Origin of the sequence: Pseudomonas pudica (assembly GCF_015680405.1) — a bacterium.
In the GTDB taxonomy this organism is placed as follows: domain Bacteria; phylum Pseudomonadota; class Gammaproteobacteria; order Pseudomonadales; family Pseudomonadaceae; genus Aquipseudomonas; species Aquipseudomonas pudica.
The window spans coordinates 21682-45461 of the sequence record NZ_JADLJS010000027.1 but is presented as its reverse complement, the minus strand read 5'-3'; the positions used below and the strand labels follow the sequence as shown (position 1 = coordinate 45461).

At 60.6% G+C, this 23780-nt stretch carries 20 protein-coding genes and 1 pseudogene; all 21 read right to left on the bottom strand.

All coding sequences use genetic code 11. The annotated features are described in order from the left end of the window. Positions 1-28: 28 nt before the first annotated feature. The 21 genes and pseudogenes from IRZ77_RS18210 to IRZ77_RS18115 all read right to left on the bottom strand — a co-directional run bounded on the left by IRZ77_RS18210 (position 29) and on the right by IRZ77_RS18115 (position 23682). Positions 29-2026, bottom strand: coding sequence for a polysaccharide biosynthesis protein (locus tag IRZ77_RS18210; RefSeq protein WP_085601038.1), 1998 nt, complete (start codon positions 2024-2026; stop codon positions 29-31). A 58-nt stretch (positions 2027-2084) separates the two neighbouring features. After that, entirely contained in the window at positions 2085-3098 is a 1014-nt protein-coding gene (locus IRZ77_RS18205; protein ID WP_196174056.1) for an MraY family glycosyltransferase, read from the bottom strand. After that, entirely contained in the window at positions 3095-4084 is a 990-nt protein-coding gene (locus tag IRZ77_RS18200; RefSeq protein WP_046615529.1) for a UDP-glucose 4-epimerase family protein, read from the bottom strand. The genes IRZ77_RS18205 and IRZ77_RS18200 overlap by 4 nt, the downstream gene beginning before the upstream one ends. Then, positions 4084-5193: a DUF1972 domain-containing protein gene (locus IRZ77_RS18195; RefSeq protein ID WP_046615530.1), complete on the bottom strand. Its 1110-nt coding sequence runs from the start codon at positions 5191-5193 to the stop codon at positions 4084-4086. Before IRZ77_RS18195 ends, IRZ77_RS18200 begins: the two co-directional genes overlap by 1 nt. Next, positions 5183-6301, bottom strand: a complete 1119-nt coding sequence (locus tag IRZ77_RS18190) for a glycosyltransferase family 4 protein (RefSeq protein ID WP_196174055.1) — start codon at positions 6299-6301, stop codon at positions 5183-5185. The genes IRZ77_RS18195 and IRZ77_RS18190 overlap by 11 nt, the downstream gene beginning before the upstream one ends. Further along, positions 6298-7167, bottom strand: coding sequence for a glycosyltransferase family protein (locus tag IRZ77_RS18185; protein ID WP_256573739.1), 870 nt, complete (start codon positions 7165-7167; stop codon positions 6298-6300). The genes IRZ77_RS18190 and IRZ77_RS18185 overlap by 4 nt, the downstream gene beginning before the upstream one ends. Beyond that, positions 7106-8371, bottom strand: coding sequence for a hypothetical protein (locus tag IRZ77_RS18180; RefSeq protein ID WP_196174054.1), 1266 nt, complete (start codon positions 8369-8371; stop codon positions 7106-7108). The genes IRZ77_RS18185 and IRZ77_RS18180 overlap by 62 nt, the downstream gene beginning before the upstream one ends. Before the next feature lie 2 nt (positions 8372-8373). Further along, positions 8374-9807: a group 1 glycosyl transferase gene (locus tag IRZ77_RS18175; RefSeq protein WP_196174053.1), complete on the bottom strand. Its 1434-nt coding sequence runs from the start codon at positions 9805-9807 to the stop codon at positions 8374-8376. A gap of 3 nt (positions 9808-9810) precedes the next feature. Continuing rightward, positions 9811-11082, bottom strand: coding sequence for an O-antigen translocase (locus tag IRZ77_RS18170; RefSeq protein ID WP_046615536.1), 1272 nt, complete (start codon positions 11080-11082; stop codon positions 9811-9813). A gap of 9 nt (positions 11083-11091) precedes the next feature. Next, positions 11092-12198 carry a DegT/DnrJ/EryC1/StrS family aminotransferase gene (locus IRZ77_RS18165; protein WP_196174052.1) on the bottom strand — a complete coding sequence of 369 codons (1107 nt, stop codon included), beginning with the start codon at positions 12196-12198 and terminating at the stop codon, positions 11092-11094. After that, entirely contained in the window at positions 12191-12661 is a 471-nt protein-coding gene (locus tag IRZ77_RS18160; protein ID WP_046615538.1) for an acyltransferase, read from the bottom strand. Before IRZ77_RS18160 ends, IRZ77_RS18165 begins: the two co-directional genes overlap by 8 nt. Further along, positions 12654-13028: a sugar 3,4-ketoisomerase gene (locus IRZ77_RS27330; protein WP_235431418.1), complete on the bottom strand. Its 375-nt coding sequence runs from the start codon at positions 13026-13028 to the stop codon at positions 12654-12656. The genes IRZ77_RS18160 and IRZ77_RS27330 overlap by 8 nt, the downstream gene beginning before the upstream one ends. Positions 13029-13085: 57 nt before the next feature. Further along, positions 13086-13625, bottom strand: a pseudogene (gene rfbC, locus IRZ77_RS27325) (dTDP-4-dehydrorhamnose 3,5-epimerase); the annotation flags it as partial. A 130-nt stretch (positions 13626-13755) separates the two neighbouring features. Beyond that, positions 13756-14802: an LPS O-antigen chain length determinant protein WzzB gene (locus IRZ77_RS18150; protein WP_046615540.1), complete on the bottom strand. Its 1047-nt coding sequence runs from the start codon at positions 14800-14802 to the stop codon at positions 13756-13758. Positions 14803-15022: 220 nt separating this feature from the next. Next, on the bottom strand, positions 15023-16453 hold the full coding sequence (locus IRZ77_RS18145) for an MBL fold metallo-hydrolase RNA specificity domain-containing protein (protein WP_153671197.1): 1431 nt from the start codon (positions 16451-16453) through the stop codon (positions 15023-15025). A 102-nt stretch (positions 16454-16555) separates the two neighbouring features. Next, entirely contained in the window at positions 16556-16819 is a 264-nt protein-coding gene (locus tag IRZ77_RS18140; protein ID WP_046615541.1) for a lipopolysaccharide assembly protein LapA domain-containing protein, read from the bottom strand. Between the two features lie 19 nt (positions 16820-16838). Beyond that, entirely contained in the window at positions 16839-17138 is a 300-nt protein-coding gene (gene ihfB / locus IRZ77_RS18135; protein WP_013971456.1) for an integration host factor subunit beta, read from the bottom strand. 705 nt (positions 17139-17843) lie between these two features. Next, positions 17844-18908 (bottom strand): acyltransferase family protein, encoded by a 1065-nt coding sequence (locus IRZ77_RS18130; RefSeq protein ID WP_153671196.1) that lies wholly within the window; start codon positions 18906-18908, stop codon positions 17844-17846. Between the two features lie 82 nt (positions 18909-18990). Beyond that, positions 18991-20667, bottom strand: a complete 1677-nt coding sequence (gene rpsA, locus IRZ77_RS18125) for a 30S ribosomal protein S1 (RefSeq protein ID WP_003252673.1) — start codon at positions 20665-20667, stop codon at positions 18991-18993. Between the two features lie 124 nt (positions 20668-20791). Next, positions 20792-21478, bottom strand: a complete 687-nt coding sequence (cmk, locus tag IRZ77_RS18120; RefSeq protein ID WP_046615542.1) for a (d)CMP kinase — start codon at positions 21476-21478, stop codon at positions 20792-20794. Further along, positions 21475-23682, bottom strand: a complete 2208-nt coding sequence (locus tag IRZ77_RS18115) for a bifunctional prephenate dehydrogenase/3-phosphoshikimate 1-carboxyvinyltransferase (protein ID WP_328315850.1) — start codon at positions 23680-23682, stop codon at positions 21475-21477. The genes cmk and IRZ77_RS18115 overlap by 4 nt, the downstream gene beginning before the upstream one ends. Positions 23683-23780: the final 98 nt, after the last annotated feature.

Here is a 23780-nt window from a genome sequence, read left to right as displayed (position 1 = left end):
ACCGCCGTTCATTTTGTAAGTACAGCGTTCAGGGCTCCATGCGTCGGCGCTGGTACAACCAATCCACAATGTCGCCGCCAGGCACGTAGCCGCTTACGGTGTCACGCAGCAGCTGTCGCACGGTGGCAAAGTCATCTTCCGCAGTCGCCACGCGCAGGGCGTCAAGGCGCTGCTTCAGCACATCCCAGGGCAGGTAGTCCTCGTTTGCGCTCATGATCATGGGGTGGCGGGTGGCAATCACGTTGTCGCCGATCAGCAGCTCTTCGTACAACTTCTCGCCCGGGCGCAGGCCGGTGAAGTTGATGGCAATGTCACCCAGCGGGTTGCGCTCGGAGCGGATGCTGAAGCCGGACAGGTGAATCATCTTTTCCGCCAGCTCCACGATCTTCACTGGTTCGCCCATGTCCAGCACGAACACGTCACCGCCTTGCCCCATGGAACCGGCCTGGATCACCAGTTGCGCGGCCTCGGGGATGGTCATGAAGTAGCGGGTGATTTTCGGGTGGGTCACGGTCAACGGCCCACCCGCCTTGATCTGCTTGTGGAACAGCGGAATGACCGAGCCCGACGAACCCAGCACGTTGCCGAAGCGCACCATGGTGAAGCGGGTCTTGTTCACCTGCGAGACGTTGCCGGTGTCGCCCATCAGTACCGGCGCCAGCTCGCGGCTAAGGGCCTGCAGCACCATTTCGGCCAGGCGCTTGGTACTGCCCATCACGTTGGTGGGGCGCACGGCCTTGTCGGTGGAAATCAGCACAAAGTTGGCAACGCCGGCCTGCAGCGCGGCCTGAGCGGTGTACAGGGTGCCGAACACGTTGTTCGACAGGCCTTCGGCAATGTTGTGCTCGACGATCGGTACGTGCTTGTAGGCCGCGGCGTGGTACACGGTGTCCACTTGCCAGGCGCGCATCACATCGAGCATCTTGGCCTGGTCGCGGACCGAGCCGAGGATGGGGATCAGCTGCACGGCCAGGCCTTCGCGAATGATGCGCTGCTCCAATTCGCCGGCAATGGTGTACAGGTTGAATTCGCTGTGATCGAACAACAGCAGGGTGCGCGGTGTCTGCCCGAGGATCTGGCGGCACAGCTCGGAGCCGATCGAGCCGCCGGCCCCGGTCACCATGACCGTCTGGTCGATGATGCAGTGCTGTAGCAGGTCGCCTTGGGCAGGCACCGCGTCGCGGCCAAGCAGGTCGGCAATGTCCACCTCCTGGATGTCGTCCACCTTGACCCGGCCGCTGGCCAGGTCCATGAAGCCGGGCACACTGCGCACGTGCAGTGGGTAACCTTCCAGCAGGTTGAGGATTTCGCGACGACGGCTGCGGCTGACCGAGGGCAGCGCCAGCAGGATTTCTTCGGCGCCGGTATCGTCGATCATGCGTTGCAGCTGTTCCGGCTGGTACACCTGAAGGCCGGCGATCACACGGTCGGTGATGCTGACATCGTCGTCGATGAACGCGACCGGGCGCATGGCCTTGCCCATGCGCAGCGCCGCCACCAGCTGGTTACCGGCCGAGCCGGCGCCGTAGACGGCCACCCGTGGCAGGCCGTCGTCGCGGTTGGCGAAGGGCACGTGCTGTACGGCTGTGGCAAACCAGTCGCCGAGGAAGTACTGGCGCATGGCCAGGCGCAGGCCGCCGACCATGATCAGGCTCAGCCACCAGTAGTTGAAGGTGATCGAGCGCGGTACCACGTTCTGGTGGTTGCTGGCCCAGTAGATGATGAAACCGAGGATCAGCGCCGACAGGGTCACCGCCTTGATGATGGCGATCAGTGCGTCATTGCCGAAATAGCGCATCACCGCCCGGTAAAGACCAAAGCGGATGAACAACGGGATCGAGATGATCGGCGCCGTTATGAACAGCCAGGTGTGATCACGGACAGGGTTGGCCAGGTCATCGATGCCCAGGCGCACGACAAACGCCAGCCACAGCGCGAACCAGACCAGTATTACATCGGTCGCTACCTGGATCAGCCGTTTGTGGCGTCGAGGTAGTCCAAGCAGTCTTGAGCGCAGCTTATCCATAGAACCTCTGAGAGTGTTGCAAAGTGACATGTCTAGCGTCTTCTTTCTATCACTCTAGCTAGTGTTCGAGTTCACCGGCGCGCCAGCGCACGGCCAGAAACGCCAATGGCAGGTAGGCGATGATCACGCCCAACACGCCGTCCAGGCCCAGCAACAGCACACACAGGGCCACCGGCAGGAGCCAGAACAGGTTGAGCCCGGCCACTGCCAGCGTCACCGGCAAGTGCTTGCCGTAGTGACGCGAGGCGAACTGGTAGGCATGGCTGCGATGCGCTTCGTAGACCTTGTCGCCGCGCAGCAGGCGGCGGATCAGGGTGAAGGTAGCGTCGACCACGAACACGCCCAACAGGATCAGCCAGCACCAGAAAAGCTGCGGCGCGGCCCAGGCCGCCTGCAGCGACAAGCCTGCCAGCACGATACCAAGGAAGCCACTGCCGGCGTCACCCATGAAGATCCTGGCCGGCGGGAAGTTCCAGAACAGGAAGCCCAGCGTAGCCGCGGCCAGCAACAGTGGCAGCGCCATCAACTGTGGCATACCGGCCAGGGCCGAGAGCAGCACCATGCCCAGGCAGGCGGTCACCGCTTCGACGCTGGCGATGCCGTCGATACCATCCATGAAGTTATACAGGTTGAGCATCCACACGCTGTAGAACGCGGCCAGGATGTAGCCGAACCACTGCAGGTCCAGGGTAAAGCCGAACGTTTGCAGCGGCGCCAGGCCACCCAGCCAGTACAGCATCCAGGCGGCCGCGGCGAAGTGGCCAAGCAGGCGCCAGCGGGCAGCGATGTGGCCGTGGTCGTCCATGAAGCCGATTACCGCGATCAGTGCCCCTGCCCCGCCGATGGCAACCAGTGCCGGCAGCGGCACTGCGCCCGCCAGGCCCAGTAGCGGCAGGCAGCCAAGAAAGCTCAGCACAATAGCCACACCGCCACCCCGTGGGGTGGGCACGGTGTGCGAACTGCGCGCGTTGGGCACGTCGATGATCTGCTTGTTCAGGGCGTAGCGCCGCAGCAATGCGGTCAAAAGCAGGGATGCCCCTGCGACCAGGGGGATAAGCCACCATGCCATCATTTGTCTTGCTCTTTCAGAAAGTTTAGTGCCGTGGCCCGCAGTGCCTGGTCGACATCCAGCGGGGGCTGCCAGCCCAGCAATTCACGTGTTTTGCCAATGTCTACCTGCAGCGAGCCGCACAGGCGCTGGGCCAGCCCGGCCTTGCCGGCCAAGGTGGCCGCGCCTTTCAACCAGGCGGCGGGCACGGGCAACAACCTGGCTGGCTTGCCCAGCGCCTTGCCCAGCAGTTGCAGCAGTTCGGTGGTGGACAGATCGTGGCCGTCGCTGGCCAGAAAAGTCTGGTTGGCGGCGGCCGGGTGGTCGATGCACGTCACCAGCAGGTCCACCAGGTTGTCCAGCGCCACCAGGCTGCGTTTGTTGTGGATGGCGCCAAACGGCAGCGGAACGCCTTTGCTCAGCCAGTTCATCATGCTGCGGAAGTTGGCTTTCACGCCTGGACCATACACCAGCACCGGGCGCACGATCACCACCTCCAGCCCGGTTTCAGCCGCCAGTTGGCGCAGGCCGTCTTCGGCTTCGCGCTTGGAGATGCCGTACGGATCCGACGGCGCGGGGGGTTCGTCGGCGGTGAACGGCTGGCGGCCGTTGGTAGTTTCGCCGTTCACCTTCACCGAACTTACAAAAATGAAGCGCCGCACACCGGCCTGGGCGGCGGCTCGGGCCAGGCTCAGGGTACCCTCCACGTTTACCCGGCGGAACTCGGCCAGCGGATCGGCGGCGGTTTCCTGCATTACGTGCACACGGGAGGCCAGGTGGATTATGGTGTCGACCTGCTCGAAATGCCCGGACGCAACATCCACCGCTGCCAGTTCGCTGAATGGCCGGTAGTCGACGCCCGCCAGCCGCTGGCCGGGCGCCTGCCGTACCAGCGCGCGCGGCGCCCAGCGAGTGTCTGCAGCAAGCCGCTGCAGCAACACCTTGCCGACAAAACCGCTACCGCCAGTGGCCAGGATACCTGGCCGTTGCCCGTTACCTTGCTCGGCCATCAGCCTCTCCCCGCCCGGCCCAGCAGGCGGGTGAACACGCTACGGTACTGCTCTGCCACCACCGACCATCGGTATCGGCGGTTGGCAATTTCATGCAGGCGCGCCGATAGCTGCGCACGGGCGTCCTCATCGGCAAATAGGGCTTGGGCGTGGTTGCGCAGCGAGCTGCTATCGGCAAAGTACAGCGCCTGATCTTCGGTGGTGGCGCGGTTGAACGACACATCGAAGGCCACCACCGGCAGGCCGAGCCACATGGCTTCGACAAGCGACGGGTTGGTGCCGCCGGCGCTGTGGCCATGCAGGTACACCGTGGCATTGCTGCGCAGCGGGCTCAGTTGCTCCACGTCGTAGATCGGATCCAGCAGGTGAATGTTGCTCACCCCTTCGTATTGCTTGCGCAGTTGCACGCCGTATTCGCTGTGGTTCCAGTTGCCGATGATTGCCAGCGGCATGCCAGAGCCGGCGAAGGCTTCGAGAATGACATGAATGTTGTTCTCCGGCTCGATGCGGCACACCGTAAAGGCATAGGACGCATTCAGGAAAGAGTAAGCCTGGCGGGCTTGCTCGCCTGGCTCACCGGCCCGGGCCTGGTCGCCACCGTAGGCAATCAGTTCGCTGGGTTTGTTGTATTCGGAGGTCACGTATTCCTGCAACACCTTGTTGTCTGTGATGACCGCGTGGGCAAAACGCACGGCCACCGCTTCGGACAACTTCAGGAACCAGCGGGCGAAGTTGGACCACTTGGCACGCTTCCATTCATAGCCGTCGATGTTTACAACGATCGGCTTGCGGGTCAGCAGGCGCATGAATGGCAGGGCAATGCAGCCGGAAACACCCAGAATCAGCATCAGGTCATGTTTGCGGTAGGCGTGCAGCATGCTCAGCACATCGTACGGAATGCTTTGCACGCCATTGGCCTTGAGGTTCAGGTAGACCAGGCGGGCACGTTCGAAAAACTTCGGGCGCTGGGGGTAATGGGGCGCACTGCAATATACGGTGAGTGCGCAGTCACCCGGCAGGTTGCGCACCAATTGTTCGGTCAGTGTTTCCCAACCACCGTATTGAGCGGGCAAACCTACCGTACCAATCACTGCAATCTTATAGGTCATCAAACACCATCACGATATTTTTCTGGAAGTTGGCAGTGGAAAACTCACTCGCTTTCCTGCGTGCGCGCTCGGACAATGCCTGGCACACCTGTGGGTCCTGCGACAGGCGCGTAACGGTACGCACCAGTTGTTCATGGTTCCTCGAATCGATCTGGTAGCCTTCTACCCCATCGCTGACCAGTTCGACCGGGCCGCCTACCGGGGGCACGATGGTCGGGATGCCGAAAGCCATCGCCTCGAGAATGGTCAGGCCAAAGGTTTCGACGCAGCTGTCGACGCGAGACAGATTCATTACCAAGCTGGCGCTTGAGTAGAAACGTCCCACATCCGAAGTGGCAGGATGAAGATCTAGGTTTTCGGGTACTGCCATGTTCTTGAAATATTCGCCCACCTCACCGCGGCTGGCGCTAAGAACCAAAGTGAACTTTACCTGAGGTTGGTCAATCATAGCCGACGCCAACCCCACAAATTCGTTAACGCCTTTGTAAGCCTTCAAGGAGGTCAACATCAAGACGTTAAACTGCCCGTTATGGAGGTGCTTATAAACGGTGGAAGCAGCCTGGCACTGAAATGATTCAGCCAGACCGTTGTAAACCGTGATCCCAGGCACGCACCCAATCGCATCATTTTGCTGCAGGTATTTTGAAACATATAGGACTTTGCAGGCACAGCAACCGATTACCCACCGAAGAAATTTTTTGAGCACGGCCGGTTTGATCGACGTTTCGTGCAGGTGATAGACCACAGCCGCGCCTCGAAGTCTTCCAGCCAGCGCTGCACCAAACGGCATCATTGTGTTGACCAGAACTATTGCACCGGGCCGCAAGCGCCTGAAAAGGACAAGAAACAGAACGAGCTGGGACCAGAGATATGCAAGTAAAGTTAGCCAGCGGCTGCCGAAACGCCTGTACGCATATTTATAAGCGGGAACATCCAGCTCATCCAATACGCCTCGTCCATTGCTCCCGACATACACGCTGCATGCGTGCCCCCGTTCCCGTAAAGCGGAGATGGTCTGCCCCAACACACGTGGGCTGCCGCTGTAATCATTCAGTAGGTGGGCACAATGAAACTGCTTCCCGGCGCCGCTCCTTTGCTTGTCGTTCATTTCGCCAACTCCCTAGTGACAAACAATGCCTTCAAGAAAGACAGGCGACGGTAAGCCACGGCCTTACGCACAGCGGCATACAGCAGATAGGCATTTAGCAAACCACGAATTGCCAACGAGTGTGATTCGAAACTGATACGCAGGCCGAATACCATCTCCTCAAACCGAAACAAAGCGCGCGCAGGAGTATCGGCGCTGTGCTCGGACAGGTCATGTGCAATCATCACATCTAGCACGCAGGCTTTAGGAAATACCTCTTCATAGCGAATAAAAAAGTTGCTGTCGGTGGCATAAAAGCGTAGACGCTCATCGTAAAACGGCGACATGCGCTGGTAGCAGGCTTTGGTGAAGATCAAGCCGCTGTTGATACCTACAAGGTTCTTTGAAGGGACTACGCCGGGGGTTACGGAGGGTGTCAAACGGCCCTTGAATTGCCAACGTGCTCCAGGGCTGACCAATTGGTTGTTACTGACCATCATTGGCAGGTATACACCAACCTGATTACCATCATGCGTGTTGAGCACTTGCTGAATCTGCTCCAGGCAGTGGGAAAGGCTTACATCCGAATAGTTGGTGTCGTCGTCCGAGATCATGAACAGGTCGACCCCGGCGGCAAACGCCTGTTCGGCCACCTGGTTGTAGACCACCGACAACCGCTGGTTGTCCGCCTCGTACCAGCGTACGCCCGGGCACGGCTGTGCCACGCCGGGGGAGTTGTTCCAGACGTACAGCTGCAGGTCGATACCCTCGTCACGCAGCAACGCCTGCTGCGCGAGCAACGACTGCAGGGCAATCGAGTCCTGGCTAGCTTTCCGATACAGAACGATCAGGACTGCCAAGCTCAACTTTTGTTCTTCTGTTTTCACCAATGATCACCATCACCACGATCGCGAAAATATAGAGGACAACACTGTTCGTATAGGACTGGAAGAAGAACGAGCTCAGGAAGAACGGGTAGCTGGCAATCACGAAGTTGCCCAGGCCGTTTTTCCAGGAGCTGGCGCGAGGCCTGTCCCGGACGATGATCGTCACCAGCTTGTGATACCAAAGGATCAACCCGGCCATGATCAGCAGGCCGACCAGACCGCAGGTGGCCAGCAGATTGAGCCAGAACGAATCGAACCAGTGCGACTGGCCCGGGCCTACCGCGCCAAAGCCATAGCCCATAGGGTGCGCGCCAAGCACCTCAAACATGTGCAGCCACTGCCGCTCGCGGTCCAGTGCCGACAAGTCCCCGGTGTAGCCCATCGACAGGTAGGCGAAAATCGCCACGGTCAGGCCCACGAACTGCAGGTAGCCCAGCAGCGAGATCAGCCAGGCCGTGCGCAGCACCCGGGCTGCCACCAGCATCGAGCAGATGCAAACCAGGCCGATCATGGCCGTACGCACCGAACCGATCACAATCAGCCCGCACAGCAGCAGGAAGGCAACACTCAGCAGCAGGCGCCGGGTCAAAGACCAGTTGCGCCCGCTGAGCAACACGGCCAGGGTCATGGCGGCGGTATTGAGGATAACTGCAGAAAATTCCAGCGTGCCGGTAAAGAAGCCCGAAACCCGCGGCAGCCCGTCACGCATCGAGTTGTAGGGTTGCAACTCATAGCCTTTGGCGGTAAGCAGCGGCCAGTACCAGAACTGCTCGGCCGAGGCGATGGTCAGGTACTGGTACAACGCATACACGCCGGTGAGTACGCTCATTGCCAGCACCGACCAGTACACATGGCGCAGCTTCTTTTCGGCAGGCACCGCTTGGGACCAGATAGCCACCGCCATGCCGACGAACACCGGCACGGCCAGTGCGCGGAACATGCGCACCGACGACGCGCTAAGGTCGCCGAACAGCAAATACAGGAAGACGAAGAACAGCACGACGAGCAACCACCGTGCGACTTCGAGGCTGACCATGCCACGTGCCGAGACACTGGCCAGCATCCGCAGCAGCAGCCACATGATCATCAGCAGGCTGATAATTTCTCGCCAACCGGCAAACACACTGCCCAGCCCCAACGTCAACACGACGAAGTCGCTGAAGAACAGCAGGCAGAACAGCACGCCGATAAAGATCTTGATCACACTCACCCTCGCGCTCTGGTCAGCCTGGCCAGCCGGAACAGCGTTACCTTGATCAAGAGCTTGATTCTCGGCACCCAGGCGTAGGCAAACAGCGTTCGCAACGCCAGGTTCGTGTCTATGCGGCACAGGGCGTCGAAGACATCCGCAGGGATCATGCTAGTGACCTTACCTGTCGGTTTCATGAAATCGAGGTTGCCCGTCCACGGCAACATGGCTGCCAGTTCGTTCTCGCTGAATTCGCCCCGCTCGATGCAAGCCAGGTAACGCGCTTTCACCGACTCCAGCGAGTTGACCCGCTGCACCGCTTCCACCACCGAGGCACTGGGCCGGGGTTGTTCGATGCTGGCCAGCAGCTGGTCGATGCTAGCCACCTTCAGGCCGTCTGCCGGGGAATAGCCCTGAATCGGCGCCACCAGCCCCACGCAACGCCGGCCCTTGAGCAATTGCTCGGCGAACGCCGTGCCACCGGGTATAGGGTAGCTGTCCAGGTAGAAGTCGGCTTTTTCCGCAAAGGCCAGGTAGTCCTTGTACGGCAGGTGACGGCGGATGAAGAAGCGCTTGGGGTAGCGCAGCTTCACTGTCCACCACCAGGTGTTGGTCAGGGGGTTGGCACCGATGATCCAGCACTCGGCATTGGGGAAACGCTGAAGAATCGCCGTGATCGACGGACGCATGTCCAGGCCGCCGTGGGGCTTGTACTTGGCCGCCGAGGCAGCGCTGAACACCTTGATCCGCTCGTGGGTTGGCACGGCATCCGGCACTTTGGCGCCGCTGGTCTCGATCGGGATCGCCAGGAAGCTCTTCTGGCAGGTGAGGTGCTTTTTCTTGTCCAGATGGTGCCCGTAGGCGCTGATCTCGAAATACACGTCGGCCACCGACGCGCCAAAGCTGAACACGTGGTCGGCATGGTTGACGAAATACACTGTCAGCGCGGCGCCACGTTGTTGCTTCAGCAGGCCGCAGGCGACGGTGGTGATGATGTCGTCCGGGTGAATGTGCAACACCACCTTGTCGTACTGGGCCAGGGTGTCGACGATGGACTGCAGGCGGGCGCACGGGTCATCGCCGCGCGCCACCTCGATATGGGCGAAATAGCCTGCCAGGCGTTCGAGCACCTGGGGCTTGGCGCTGCGCGCGACCAGCAGGTCCACAGGCCCCTCGTGCATGTGCGCCAGGCGCTCCATCAGCCGGGTATGCCCGCCTTGCATATAGGGTTCGCTGACCACATGCAGGCAGCCGCGCGATACGTTGCTGGCAGCCGGCAGCGTGACCTGGCTGGCGCACCGGGACACCAGGTGGCGCTCCAGCGCGGCAGCCTCGTAGATGTCCAGGTCCACAGCCCAGAGCAGCGCGCCATAGACTTGCGCCTGGGTCAAAGCCGGTCCCGGCGCTGCCGTCAGTATCCGAGCCTGCAGCTGCTCCACCACTTGCTTCATTGCTCAGCTCCGTGCCGAATCAGCGACAATCGACGGCAAACGCCGGAAAACCGTGAAGTACATGACAATCGCGTACAACAGGTAATTGACTGCATAGGCCAGCGTGACCTTCTCGTAACCCCAAAGCTGCGTGAGGTACACCGTCAAGCCGTACAGCGACAGGGTGGCGAGGATTTCCGTCACCAGGTACAGCCGCGTCAGGGCCTTGCCCAGCATCAGGTAGGCCATCAGCCAACTGGCGATCTTCAGGCTGTCGCCGACCATCTGCCAGGCGAACAGCTCGCGCATTGGCAGGAACGATTCAGAGAACAGTACCTGGATAATGAAGTCGCGCAGCAGGTAGATCACCAGCCCAGCGAGAATGGTCATGGGCAGGATCAGCTTGTAGCCCTGCAGGATCTCCCGGCGCAGCTCGCCGGCATCTGCCAGTTCGGACAGCCGCGGCAGGTAGTAAACCGCCAGGGTGGTGGTGATCAGCATCAGGTACGCCGAACTCAGGCGCCACATGGCCTCCCAGTAGCCGGCTTGCTCCCAGCCGAAGGTGTTGCCCAGGTAGTCCCGCAGGAACACATGGCAAACCGGCAGGGAGCAGGCCGTGACCACAGCCATCAGCGCGAACTTCGACAGCCGGCCCAGGGCCTGCCGGTCCAGGCCACCAAAAAAGTCCGCCAGGTGGAACCAGGGCGTGCGCATGCAGATCAGCAAGGTGGCCACAAAGCTCAACGACTGGTACACGGCCAAGGCTACCAGCGCACCGTACAGCCCTAGCTGGATGGTCAGCGCGCAGGTTACGACCAGCGAAATCAAGCTGCCCAGGATGTTGGCCAGCACATAACGGGGCACATCCTTCTTGCCATTGAGTACCCCCAACAACAACGAGTTGAAGGCAAAGAACACCAGGGTGGTGGCAAACCACAGCAGCACCGAAGCCAGCGATTCATCATTGAAGAACCAACTGGCCAAAGGTTTACGCAGCACGATGATCAGCACCGCAAGCAGCAGCGAAACCAGTACCGACAATGTGCCGGCGGTTTTCCACACCTTGCGTTGCTCTTCGGGCTGTTCGGCAAACTCCGCCGTGTACTTGGTCACACCCGTGCTGACGGCACCGCTGGCCAGGGTAGTGAACATGGTCACTGCATTCTGCAGCTGGCCGATGGCCGCATACCCGGCCGGCCCTACGTACAGGGCCAGCACCTTGTTGAGGCCAAGCAAGGTGGCCATCTTTACTGCAACGGCTATGGCATTGAGCAGGCTAGTTCTGATCAGGGTCATACCTGGCACTCAAGGACGCGAAAAGCTGTTGCAGGCGTCAATGACGTGCTGGATTGAGGACTCGGTCAAGGTCGGATCCATGGGCAAGCTCAGCACCTGCTCATGCAGCCGCTCGGTCAGCGGCAACGACAGGTCGGCCAGTTGCGGATAGGCCTGCTGCCGGTGCGGTGGAATCGGATAATGCACCAGGGTCTGTACACCTTGCTGGGCCAGATGCTGCTGCAACTGTTCACGGCATTCGCTGCGCACCACGAACAGGTGCCAGGCATGCTGGCCGGCAACGCCCGGGTCAGGTAACTGGATGGCCGGGTTGTCGATGCCGGCCAGGTACCGCTGCGCAACCTGCTGGCGCAAGCGTGTTTCTTCGTCCAGGTACGGCAGCTTCACGCTCAGCAGCGCAGCCTGCAATTCGTCCAGGCGGCTGTTCACGCCCTGATACATATTCATGTACTTCACGTGCGAGCCATAGTTGCGCAGCGATTTCAGTGTCTCGGCCAGCGCATCGTCATTTGTGGTGACCGCACCGGCGTCACCCAGCGCCCCCAGGTTCTTGCCCGGGTAGAAGCTGAAGCCCGAAGCATCACCCCAGGCACCCGCGCGGCGCCCATCCAGTTCGGCAGCGTGGGACTGGGCAGAGTCCTCCAGCACCAGCAGGCCATGCTGCCTGGCGAATGCGTTGATAGCCGGCATGTCGGCCAGGCGCCCGTAAAGGTGCACCGGCATGATCACCCGGGTACGCGGGGTCAGCGCTTGCGCGAGGTTGTGTGCACCCAGGTTGAAGCTGGCCTCGTCGGGCTCTACCAGCACCGGCACCAGCTTGTTCTCGGTAATCGCGAGGATGGTGGCGATATAGGTGTTGGCAGGCACCAGCACCTCGTCGCCCTCGGCGATACGGCCGAGTTGTTTCCAGGCACGCAAGGTCAGTATCAGCGCATCCAGGCCATTGGCCACGCCAATGCAGTGCTTCACCCCGCAGTAGCTGGCGAACTGGGCTTCGAACTGCTTGAGCTTCTCGCCCATGATGTACCAGCCCGAGTCGATGACCTCGGTGCAGGCATCAATCAATGCCTGACGGTATTGCGCATTCACACCCTTTAGATCGAGAAACTTAACCATTGCGGTCTATCACCCTGATAATTTTTGCTGGATTCCCTACGACAACGGCATAAGGCGGGACGTCTTTGGTCACCACCGCCCCTGCTCCCACCATGGCGTACTCGCCTACGACAACACCTGGCAGCAAGGTGGCATTGGCGCCAATGCTGGCTCCGCGCTCCAGGGTAATGCCGTTGAACTGTTCCGGATAAACCTTGGAACGTGGCATCGCATCGTTGGTAAAGGTGGCATTGGGGCCGATGAATACGTCATCGGCTATGCGGGTGCCATCCCAGAGGTAAACGCCGGACTTGACCGTGACGTTATCGCCCAGCACTACATCGCCTTCAATCAGGGTATGCGCGCAGATGTTGCAATTACGCCCGATCTGCGCACCTTTCATGATCACGACAAATTGCCAGACCCGGGTGCCTTCACCTATGGCATCGCTTTTCACATCGGCCAGTTGATGAATGCTAGGCATCGCGTTTCAGCTCCTTGAACGTGGTGTAGTCACGAATGTAGTCGGCCTCGTCGTAGTGCGCATCGGCCAGCACCAGCAGCACGCAATCCGGGCTGAAATCATGCATTTCATGCCAGACCATGGGCGGAATCAGGATGCCTTTGTTGAACGCGTCCAGCCAATGGTCGGTGCGGGTGGTACCGTCATCCATCACCATCCGGCAGCGCCCGGACACGCAGATCGCCAGCTGGTTGAGCTCCTTGTGGGCATGGAAGCCGCGGGAAACCCCGGGCAGCGTCTCGGTCAGGTAGTACACTCGCTGGATGGCAAAGGGCACATTGTCCAGGGCTTGCAGAGCCACCAACTGGCCGCGGTGATCGCCCAGCACCTTGAAAAGCTCGACCTGGGCCAGGGTGCCTTCATCGGCGGAACTCAAGTGATGCCGGAACGATGGGGCCTGGTTGTCCTTTTCGCTGACGATGAGGCCATCGCGCATCGGCCAGTCAATCGCCAGGTCGGGGTCATCCCAGTGGATACTGCCTTCTGCTTCCTTGTTGTACACATCCGTGGTTTTGTACAGGAAGTGTGTCTCGTCCTCGAGTGCGACAAAACCGTGCGCAAAACCTTCGGGGATCCACAACATGCGGTTGTTGCGCTCGCTCAACTCCACCCCTACCCATTGCCCGAAGGTCGGAGAGCCCGGACGGATATCGACAGCCACGTCGTAGACCGCACCACGCACCACACGCACCAGCTTGCCCTGGGCGTTTGGAGAGCGCTGGAAATGCAGCCCACGCAAGACGCCGCGGTGGGACATGGAGTGGTTGTCCTGAACGAACGCACGGGGCTTGCTCAGGCCAAGCTCGAGCAATGCACCATGAAAACGGGTTTCATTGAAGGTTTCCGTGAACCACCCGCGATCATCCTCGTACACGGCGGGTTCCACTATGACTACATCGGGAATGTTCGTTTGAACAAGCTTCATCGGCAAACCTTTGGCATGAATTTTTGTTGGGGCCAGCCAGGCTGGCCCCCTTTATTACGGCAGTTTCACCGTTTGCACGGCAAATGTCTCGCGCTAAATGTAGCGTGCGCGCTGATGTTCATGTTCCGGGTCAGGCCCGGCGTCTTTGCAGATTTTGCAAGGTATATCTGAGCGTTGCAATCAGGCAACCCAGGCCTAGTCCGACAATCACACCTAGCGCAATTATCAAGTTGCGCTTGGGTTTAACTGGTACGTCTGGTTGCTCTATCGTGCCGTCAAGCTGATAGACACTAACATCGCGCTTTGCTGCCACGAGCCCTTCGTAAAACTGCTGTCTTGTTTGTAGATCGCGGAGTTCGATAATGAACGGATCTTCACTTTTACGCTGTTGCAAATTACTGATTTCCGCAGCCAGCGCCTTGCTCCCGCGCATGTAAGTCAACTCGCCATCCATTTTCGAGGACAACGCCTTGGAAACTTCACCGTCTATCAGCGGTGGATTTTCCAGGCCAATGGCAGTTGCAATGCGCAGCGCCTCTTGCAAGCGAGTAATCTTGTCTTCACGTTGCCGCTCACCGTTTTTCCGCAGGTTGTCGAGCTCCAGTTGCAGCGCACTGGCGCGGACCTCTGCCTCCTTGGTCGCATCGTGCAACAGTTCGGCCTTGGCGGCCGCGCCAGCCTTGTCGATATAGGCGGCAGCCCACTCGGACGCCACGGCAGGGTCACGACCTCGGAAGGCCACATAGGCCCGCGCCGGCTCACCGGCCAGTTGCACCACGTCAAAGGAGCCATTGAACGCAGCATACAATGCGCCTTGCGCGCCCTGCCCCGGCGGCATGGAGGGCAAGTACACTTCCTTGAAAAACTGCCGGCGCAGGGTCTCACCGTTCAAATGTTCGACGAAGATGTCAAAGACCTTCCGCGAAGTGAAAGGCTCGAGCCCAGTCTGACTGGTGCGCCCATAGTTCAGATCGGCAATATCGCTGGACGAAGGTGCTGCCAGAAAAACTTTCGCCTCATAAACCGGCTTGGCCAACAGCGCATAAGCCAGTGCAACCGCAGTGACAGCAATCGTCACCAGAAAGATGAACAGCTTTTGCCGCCATACCCCCTCCAGAAACTCCAACAAATCTACTTCTTCACTATTGCTACTGCGGTGCTCGACGTCATTGCGCATTTCTTGGTTTTTTCCTTGGGTCTGACTGTGCACGGTTTCTGGCATACCAAAACAACACGAGCGACTGCATGGAAACTGGCGACACGCGCTCCATCTCCAGTGTAGCGGCAATATGCCAATACCTAGCCAGTCCAGCGTCGGGGGTTAGCCGCAGTAGATAAACCCTGGCGGGATTAGTTCCCGCGTGGTGTCGGCCAGCATGCATTGTCAGACCAAGGGTTCAGGGTATCGAGACCTCCAGGCAGGCACCCGCCTGTTCAGCCTGCTGGCGCAACGCCCCTTGCAGGGACTTTTTGGCGCCCATTTCGCCATGTACCAGCACTACCTTCGCGGGCCGCACCTGGCCACTCAAGGCAAACCGCACCAGCCCCTGCTGGTCCGCATGCCCGGAATATCCCGGCAACGTCATGACTTTGGCCCGCACCTCATACATCTGCCCATCCAGATCAATCTGCACAAACCCTTCCGCCCCCTCACTCGCCTGTATCACCGCGCCCGGCGTACCCTTGGCCTGGTAGCCGACAAACATCACCTCATGTCGCGGGTCCCCCAGCATGGCCTTCAGGTAATTGACGATGCGCCCACCCGAGCACATGCCATTGCCGGCAATCACGATCGCCGGCCGCCCGGTGCTCTTCAGGTAATTGACCACCTCCTGGTGTCGAGCGTGGGTGTCCACGCTGACAAGCTGGCTGAAACCCAACGGGTCGCGCCCTTCGGCAAGGCGCGCCCGGGCCTCGGCATTCCAGTAGTCGTGCAGTTCCCGATATACGCTGGTGATGCGCTGAGCCAGGGGCGAGTCGAGAATGATGGGCAACTGCGACCAGTCAAGCGGGTCGTCATCGGGGGCCGGTCCGCCCTTGTTCAGCAAGGCCTTGCGATGAAGAATGCCTTCGAGCTCGTACAGCAACTCCTGGGTACGGCCGAGGCTGAAGGCCGGAATGAGCAGCGTGCCCTGGTCGGCCAGGGCGCGGTCGATGGCCGCTTCCAACCGCTGCTGACGGTCGCCCGCAGGCGGGTGCAGACGGTCGCCGTAGGTGCTTTCCAGTACCAGTACATCGGCTCGCTCCGGGGGTTGTACTGGGCGCAGCAAGGGGTTGCCACAGGCGCCGAGGTCGCCGGAGAACACGTAGCGGGTGCCGGCCTGCGCGTGCTGCACATCGCATTCGACATAGGCCGAACCCAGCAGATGCCCGGCGCGCTGCAGGCGAATGCGACAGTTGAGCCCTGTTTGCTCGACCAGGGTGTGCCACTGTTCGAACGGCAGAGGCACGATCAGGTCGCGGATGAACGCCAGGTACCTTGCCACCTGGGCGGGCTCGCTGCTGATGCTTAGCTTGTAGGCGTCTTCCAGCACCAGTGGCAGCAGCCGGGCGGACGGCTCGCTGCACAGGATGGGACCACGGTAGCCGGCAGCCAGCAGTGCCGGAATGCGACCTACGTGGTCGAGATGCACATGGGTGATGACCAGGGCCTGGATGCCCTGCACGTCGAAACCGAGTGGCGCCGATGGTGCGCCTGGCGCGGCATCGGCGCCCTGCTCCAGGCCGCAATCGATCAGCAGGCTGGTGAACGGGTCGAGGTGCAGTTGATGGCAGGAGCCCGTGACGCCGCGGGTGCCACCATGATGGGAAAGAACGGGATATTCCATGCTGCGCACACTCGCCTGGGCCGAAGATGAAGTGCGTTATTACTCCATGACGGCCGGCGCTGGCATAGGTGACAATTTCCCAAACGGTTGTAGGAAATGCCCTTAGTTACCGCTCAATGCTGCCTGACGGGCAGAAGCCTTGATCTTGCGCTTGCTGCGCTGCACGCCGTAGGCACCCAGCAGCGGACCGACTGCCAGGCCAATGACCAGGGCGGCCAGAACCAGCACGGCGACCGGCATGGCCGGGGCAGCCCAACCGAACAGGACCAACGAGACGGTTTGCTGGTTCTCCAGCACGAAGAACAGCACCACAGCCGCCAACAGCAGCACGAACACCGCCGCCAGGGCGCGCTTGAGGTTACGCATCAGATTGCTCCTTGTGGAATCAGGTGTGGGCCTCATGCTCTTCTTCATTGACCCGGTCGCGCAACTCTTTGCCGGGCTTGAAATGCGGCACGAACTTGCCTTCGAGGCTGACCGACTGGCCGGTCTTCGGGTTACGGCCTACGCGAGGGGCGCGATAGTGCAGCGAGAAGCTGCCAAAACCGCGGATCTCGATGCGATCGCCGGTGGCAAGGCATTGTGACATCTGTTCAAGCATGGTCTTGATGGCCAGCTCCACGTCCTTGGACGAGAGCAGCCCCTGATGGGTGACAATACGTTCGATCAGCTCCGACTTCGTCATATTTTTCCCTTCGTTATCAAGCAGCTAGATCATTGCTTAACCAGTTTGTAGCACGCTGGGAGGGATTTGAACAGGGTGGTTCTTGACTTAATAAAAAAATTCAAGATTGAAGTTTTACAGGAATGGTCTAGCCGGCGGCGCCTGGCAGGCCCGGCCTCATCGCCGGCAAGCCAGCTCCCACAGGGATCATGCAGGCTTTTGGAAATCGGGCTTGGGTCGCTGGCCCTGTAGAGATGCTGCCTGCTTCGAAGCCAGGTACCGACCTGTTGAGAGCAGACTTTTCGCGACACAGGGCCGCTTCACAAGGGGATCGTGCAAGTACTGGAAACATGGACCGGACCACTGCCCCCCGCATGGACATCACCTGCCTTGAGGCCAGCACAGCCCATGTGGGAGCGGGCGCGCCCGCGAACACCGGCATAGCCGGTGCCATCCATCGCGTCGCCTGCTTCGCGGGCATGCCCGCTCCCACAGGGGATCGCGCCAGTTTCTGGAGAGTTGGGCACACCGTAATACCACTGAGACAGCACATGCCTTGAAGGCTACACCACCTTCTGTGGGAGCGGGCGATGCCATGGATGGCACCGGCTACGCCGGTGTTCGCGGGTGAACCCACAGAGGGATCGCGCCAGTTTCCGCAGAAGTGGAGACACCATTATCCCACTGAGGGGGGGGCGGATACGCCAGTTGCTGGAAGCCAGACGCCTATGCCAATTGCTGCCGGGAACCCGCTCGGGAAAAGCGTTTGCGCATCGCCAAGGCAGGCTTCTCCACCAGCCCCCAAGACACATATCCCGCCAGCCAGGACGCCGGCACGGCCGCCAACATCAGCCAGTAAGGCCCGGCCCATGGCATCGCCCACGCCAACAATTGCTGGATCGGAAATGCATACAGGTAGATGCCATACGAGTAATCCTCCACAAATGAGGGAAGCTTCAACTGCGGGCAATAAGCTACGTACAACGTGCCGTACATCGTGAGAACCGCAAATGCAAAAACCTCAAGGCGCCCACCCTTGGCCAAGATGAACAAAGCAACGCAGGCAAGCAACAGCCACCTGGTATACGGGATCACCGCCCGACACGAATAGAACGCCGCCCCTGCCAGGAAGCACACCACCAGCTTGAACGGGTACTCCGCAAAGGCTGGATGCAGGGTATGCAACCCCAGTGCGATCACCAAAGCGGCAAGCGCCAACCCCATCATCGGCCACCGGCAAACCTTGGCCACCAGCACCAATAGCCACAGCACCACGTACATGCGCATTTCCAAGGGGATGGTCCACAGGCTGCCATTGACCGAAGCCCCATAGTACCGCGGGGTAAAGCTCACCCCTGGCAAGAGAAACTGGGCATCCTTGAAAACCAGCAATGGGCTATATACATACCTGTAAACCTGGCACTGGGAAAGATACTCATCAAGCGGCAGCGAGGTAATGACAGGCCCTAGTACAAAGGCCATGAGCAGCAGGCATACGAGCAAGCCAGGCAAGATCCGCAATGCGCGGGCCAGGTAGAAATCCCGGGCACTATTCTTTTCTCCACTGGCCGCGATCAGAAAACCGCTGACCATGAAAAATACTTCCACGCCCAGGCTATGAACGGGCACCGGCATGCCCAGCAGCAGGCCGGGGTCGGTGCAACTCAGGCACTCCAGATAGGAGAGCGCAAAGGAATGCCCCACCACTACGGCAGTTGCTGCCAGCAGCCTGATGATCAGGAAATTGTTATCGCGCCCGCGACCTTCCATGACGTCGCCAAAACTCAACATCGCACAATCCCCCGACACGGCCTTCTTTCAGCATAAAAAAAGGCGACCCGAAGGTCGCCTTTTTTTACCGATCAAACAGAACTCAGTTCTGCTTGGCCATTGCTTCGCGCAGCAGCGCAGCCATGGTGGTGTCGGCAGCCGCTTCCGGAGCGTTTTTCAGGCTCTGGATGGCTTCGCGCTCTTCAGCATCGTCCTTCGACTTGATGGACAGGCTGATAACGCGGGACTTGCGGTCAACGCTGATGATCTTGGCTTCGATCTCTTCGCCTTCCTTCAGGACGTTACGCGCGTCTTCAACGCGGTCACGGCTGATTTCGGAAGCTTTCAGAGTAGCTTCGATATCGTCGGCCAGGGTGACGATGGCGCCTTTGGCGTCAACTTCTTTCACGATGCCCTTGACGATAGCGCCCTTGTCATTGACAGCAACGAAGTTGGAGAACGGATCGTCTTCCAGCTGCTTGATGCCCAGGGAGATGCGCTCGCGCTCTGGGTCGACCGACAGGATGACGGTTTCCAGCTCGTCGCCCTTCTTGAAACGACGTACGGCTTCTTCGCCGGTTTCGTTCCAGGAGATGTCGGACAGGTGAACCAGACCGTCGATGCCGCCGTCCAGGCCGATGAAGATACCGAAGTCGGTGATCGACTTGATGGTACCGGTGATCTTGTCACCCTTGTTGAACTGGCCGGAGAAGTCTTCCCATGGGTTGGACTTGCACTGCTTGATGCCCAGGGAGATACGACGACGCTCTTCGTCGATGTCCAGAACCATGACTTCCACTTCGTCGCCAACCTGAACGACTTTCGACGGGTGGATGTTCTTGTTGGTCCAGTCCATTTCGGAAACGTGTACCAGACCTTCAACGCCTTCTTCCAGCTCAGCGAAGCAGCCGTAGTCGGTCAGGTTGGTAACGCGAGCCTGTACGCGAGTACCTTCTGGGTAACGGGCAGTGATAGCTACCCACGGATCTTCGCCCATCTGCTTCAGACCCAGCGAAACGCGGTTGCGCTCACGGTCGAACTTCAGAACGCGTACGTCGACTTCGTCGCCAACGTTAACGATTTCCGATGGGTGCTTGATGCGCTTCCAAGCCATGTCGGTGATGTGCAGCAGGCCGTCGATACCGCCCAGGTCCACGAAGGCGCCGTAGTCGGTGAGGTTCTTGACGATACCCTTGACCTGTTGGCCTTCCTGCAGGGTTTCCAGCAGGGCTTCGCGCTCGGCGCTGTTCTCGGCTTCCAGCACGCTGCGACGGGAAACGACAACGTTGTTGCGCTTCTGGTCCAGCTTGATGACCTTGAATTCCAGCTCTTTGCCTTCCAGGTGGGTGGTGTCGCGCACAGGGCGGACATCAACCAGGGAGCCCGGCAGGAACGCACGGATGCCGTTAACGTCGACAGTGAAGCCGCCCTTAACCTTACCGTTGATAACGCCCTTGACCACTTCTTCGGCGGCGAAAGCTGCTTCCAGAACAATCCAGCACTCGGCGCGCTTGGCTTTTTCACGGGACAGTTTGGTTTCGCCAAAGCCGTCTTCGACCGCGTCCAGCGCAACGTGAACTTCGTCACCGACCTTGATGGTCAGCTCGCCAGCTTCGTTGTAGAACTGCTCGAGCGGGATGACGCCCTCGGACTTCAGGCCAGCGTGTACGGTAACCCAGTCGCCGTCGATGTCGACAACGATACCGGTGATGATGGCACCCGGCTGAAGATTGAGGGTTTTCAGGCTTTCTTCAAAGAGTTCTGCAAAGCTTTCGCTCATTTTAATTCCTGTAGATTCGGGCGAAACAGACGCCCATAGCCACATTCCAGACAATGTGGGTTTGTTTTAAGTAAAGGAAAGCCGGCAGGACGTTGACTGGTGCCCCTGCCTGCTTTCCTGGCTATCAGAGAAGGTCGCGCAGTGCGATCTCGCTCCTGATACGTTGCAACACCTGCTCGATGGACAACTCGGTAGAGTCCAACTGAATGGCATCGACCGCTGGCTTCAGCGGGGCCACTGCACGTTGGGTGTCGCGTTCATCACGCGCACGAATCTCATCCAGCAGACTCGACAGACTAACATCTTCACCCTTGCCCTTCAACTGCAGGTAGCGGCGACGCGCCCGCTCCTCCGCGCTGGCGGTGAGGAAGACTTTCAGCGGCGCGTCCGGGAACACCACGGTGCCCATGTCGCGGCCGTCGGCAATCAGGCCCGGCGCCTCGCGAAATGCGCGCTGGCGCACCAGCAGCGCTTCACGCACTGCCGGCAGCGAAGCAACCATCGAGGCACCGGCACCTACGGTTTCGGTGCGGATGACGTTGCTGACGTCTTCACCCTCGAGGATGATCTGTTGCAGCTTACCGGGCTCGGCGGCGATGAACTGCACATCCAGATGGGCGGCAAGCTTGGTCAGCAGCTCTTCGTTGGTCAGGTCGACGCCGTGGTTGTTGGCGTTGAACGCCAGCAGACGGTACAGCGCGCCAGAGTCCAGCAACCTCCAGCCCAGCTCGCGGGCCAGCAGCCCGGCGACTGTGCCCTTGCCCGAACCGCTTGGGCCGTCGATGGTGATGACCGGCGCCAGGGCACTCACGACTTGCCCTCTTCCGCCACGCGGATGCCCACTTCGGCGCACAGCGCCAGGAAGTTGGGGAACGAGGTGGCGACGTTGGCGCAATCGTGGATGCGGATCGGTGCGCTGGCGCGCAGCGAGGCAACGCTGAAGGCCATGGCGATACGGTGGTCACCGTGGCCATGCACTTCGCCGCCGCCCAACTGGCCGCCGTCGATGATGATGCCGTCCGGGGTCGGCTCGCACTTGATGCCCAGGGTGATCAGGCCGTCGGCCATGACCTGGATACGGTCGGATTCCTTCACCCGCAGCTCTTCGGCACCACGCAGCACGGTACGCCCTTCGGCGCAGGCAGCGGCGACGAACAGTACCGGGAATTCGTCGATGGCCAGTGGCACCAGTTCTTCAGGGATGTCGATCCCCTTCAGCTTGGCACCGCGCACACGCAGGTCGGCCACCGGCTCGCCCCCGACTTCACGCTGGTTTTCCAGGGTGATGTCACCGCCCATCAGGCGCAGGATGTCGATCACGCCGGTACGGGTCGGGTTGATGCCAACGTGCTCCAGCACCAGTTCGGAGCCTTCGGCGATGGACGCCGCCACCAGGAAGAACGCCGCCGAGGAAATGTCGGCCGGTACTTCGATACGGGTGGCAGTGAGCTTGCCGCCGGACTGCAGCGAGGCCACCGGGCCGTTGCTGTCGACGCTGTAGCCGAAGCCGCGCAGCATGCGCTCGGTGTGGTCACGGGTTGGTGCAGGCTCGGTGACGGTGGTCTTGCCTTCGGCGTACAGGCCGGCCAGCAGCAGGCAGGATTTGACCTGGGCACTGGCCATCGGCAGCGTGTAGGTCAGCGCCTTGAGCTTGTGGCCACCGCGGATGGTCAGCGGCGGGCGGCCTTCAGGGCCGGTCTCGACCACGGCACCCATCTCGCGCAGCGGGTTGGCCACACGGTTCATCGGGCGCTTGGACAGCGAAGCGTCGCCGGTCATGGTCACGTCGAATGGCTGGCCGGCCAGCAGGCCCGACAGCAGACGCATCGAGGTACCCGAGTTGCCCACATACAGCGGCCCGGGTGGCGGCTTGAGGCCGTGCAGGCCGACGCCGTGAATGGTCACGCGACCGTGATTGGGGCCTTCGATGACCACGCCCATGTCACGGAATGCCTGCAGGGTCGCCAGCGCGTCCTCACCCTCGAGGAAGCCTTCGACCTCGGTGGTGCCTTCGGCCAGCGAGCCGAGCATGATCGAGCGGTGGGAAATCGACTTGTCGCCCGGTACGCGGATTCGCCCGGACAGGCGGCCACCCGGTTGGGCCAGGAAAATCAGATCGTTGGCGTTCATAGCGTCCACATAGGCCCGGCGGGCCAGGATTTTACTGAAATGCTCGCGGGCAACGCGTGCGCGGGTGAATACACCCAGCAGCTGATGCCCGTCCCCTTCAGCGATCGCGTCGCGCAAGGCGTCGAGATCGCTGCGATATGTATCAAGCGTGCGCAGGACAGCATCGCGGTTGGCGAGAAAGATGTCGTGCCACATGGTCGGGTCGCTGCCGGCGATTCTCGTGAAATCGCGGAAGCCTCCCGCAGCGTACCGGAAGATCTCGAGGTTTTCATTGCGCTTGGCCAGTGAATCGACCAGGCCGAAGGCCAGCAGGTGCGGCAGGTGGCTGGTGGCGGCAAGCACTTCGTCGTGGCGTTCGACCGACATGTGCTCCACATCGGCGCCCAGCTCGCGCCACAGGCGGTCGACCAGGGCCAGGGCGGCCGGGTCGGTTTCGGCCAGCGGCGTGAGGATGACCTTGTGCCGACGGAACAGGGTGGCATTGGAGGCCTCTACCCCGCTCTGCTCGGAGCCGGCGATGGGGTGGCCGGGGACGAAGCGTGGCAGGCGCTCTCCAAAGACGGCGCGCGCCTCACGCACGACATTGCCCTTGGCGCTGCCGACGTCGGTGATGACGGCATCGCCAAGGTCGAGCATGGCCAGGCGGGCCAGGACTTTTTCCATGGCCAGGATAGGCACGGCCAACTGGATGACATCGGCACCGACACAGGCGGCGGCAAGGTCTTCCTCACAGCGATCGACCACGCCCAGGGCCACGGCCTGCTTGCGCGAAGGGGCATCCAGATCGACACCGACCACTTCGCGGCACAGGCCGCTTTCACGCAGGCCCTTGGCGAACGAGCCACCGATCAGGCCAAGGCCGACCACGACCAGGCGGTTGATGATTGGCGCGGGTTTGGTTGTTACTGCTTTTACCACTGGTGCGAACCCTGTTCAGAAATCTAGACAGCCTGCTGGACCCATTGGGGCCGCTGTGCGGCCCT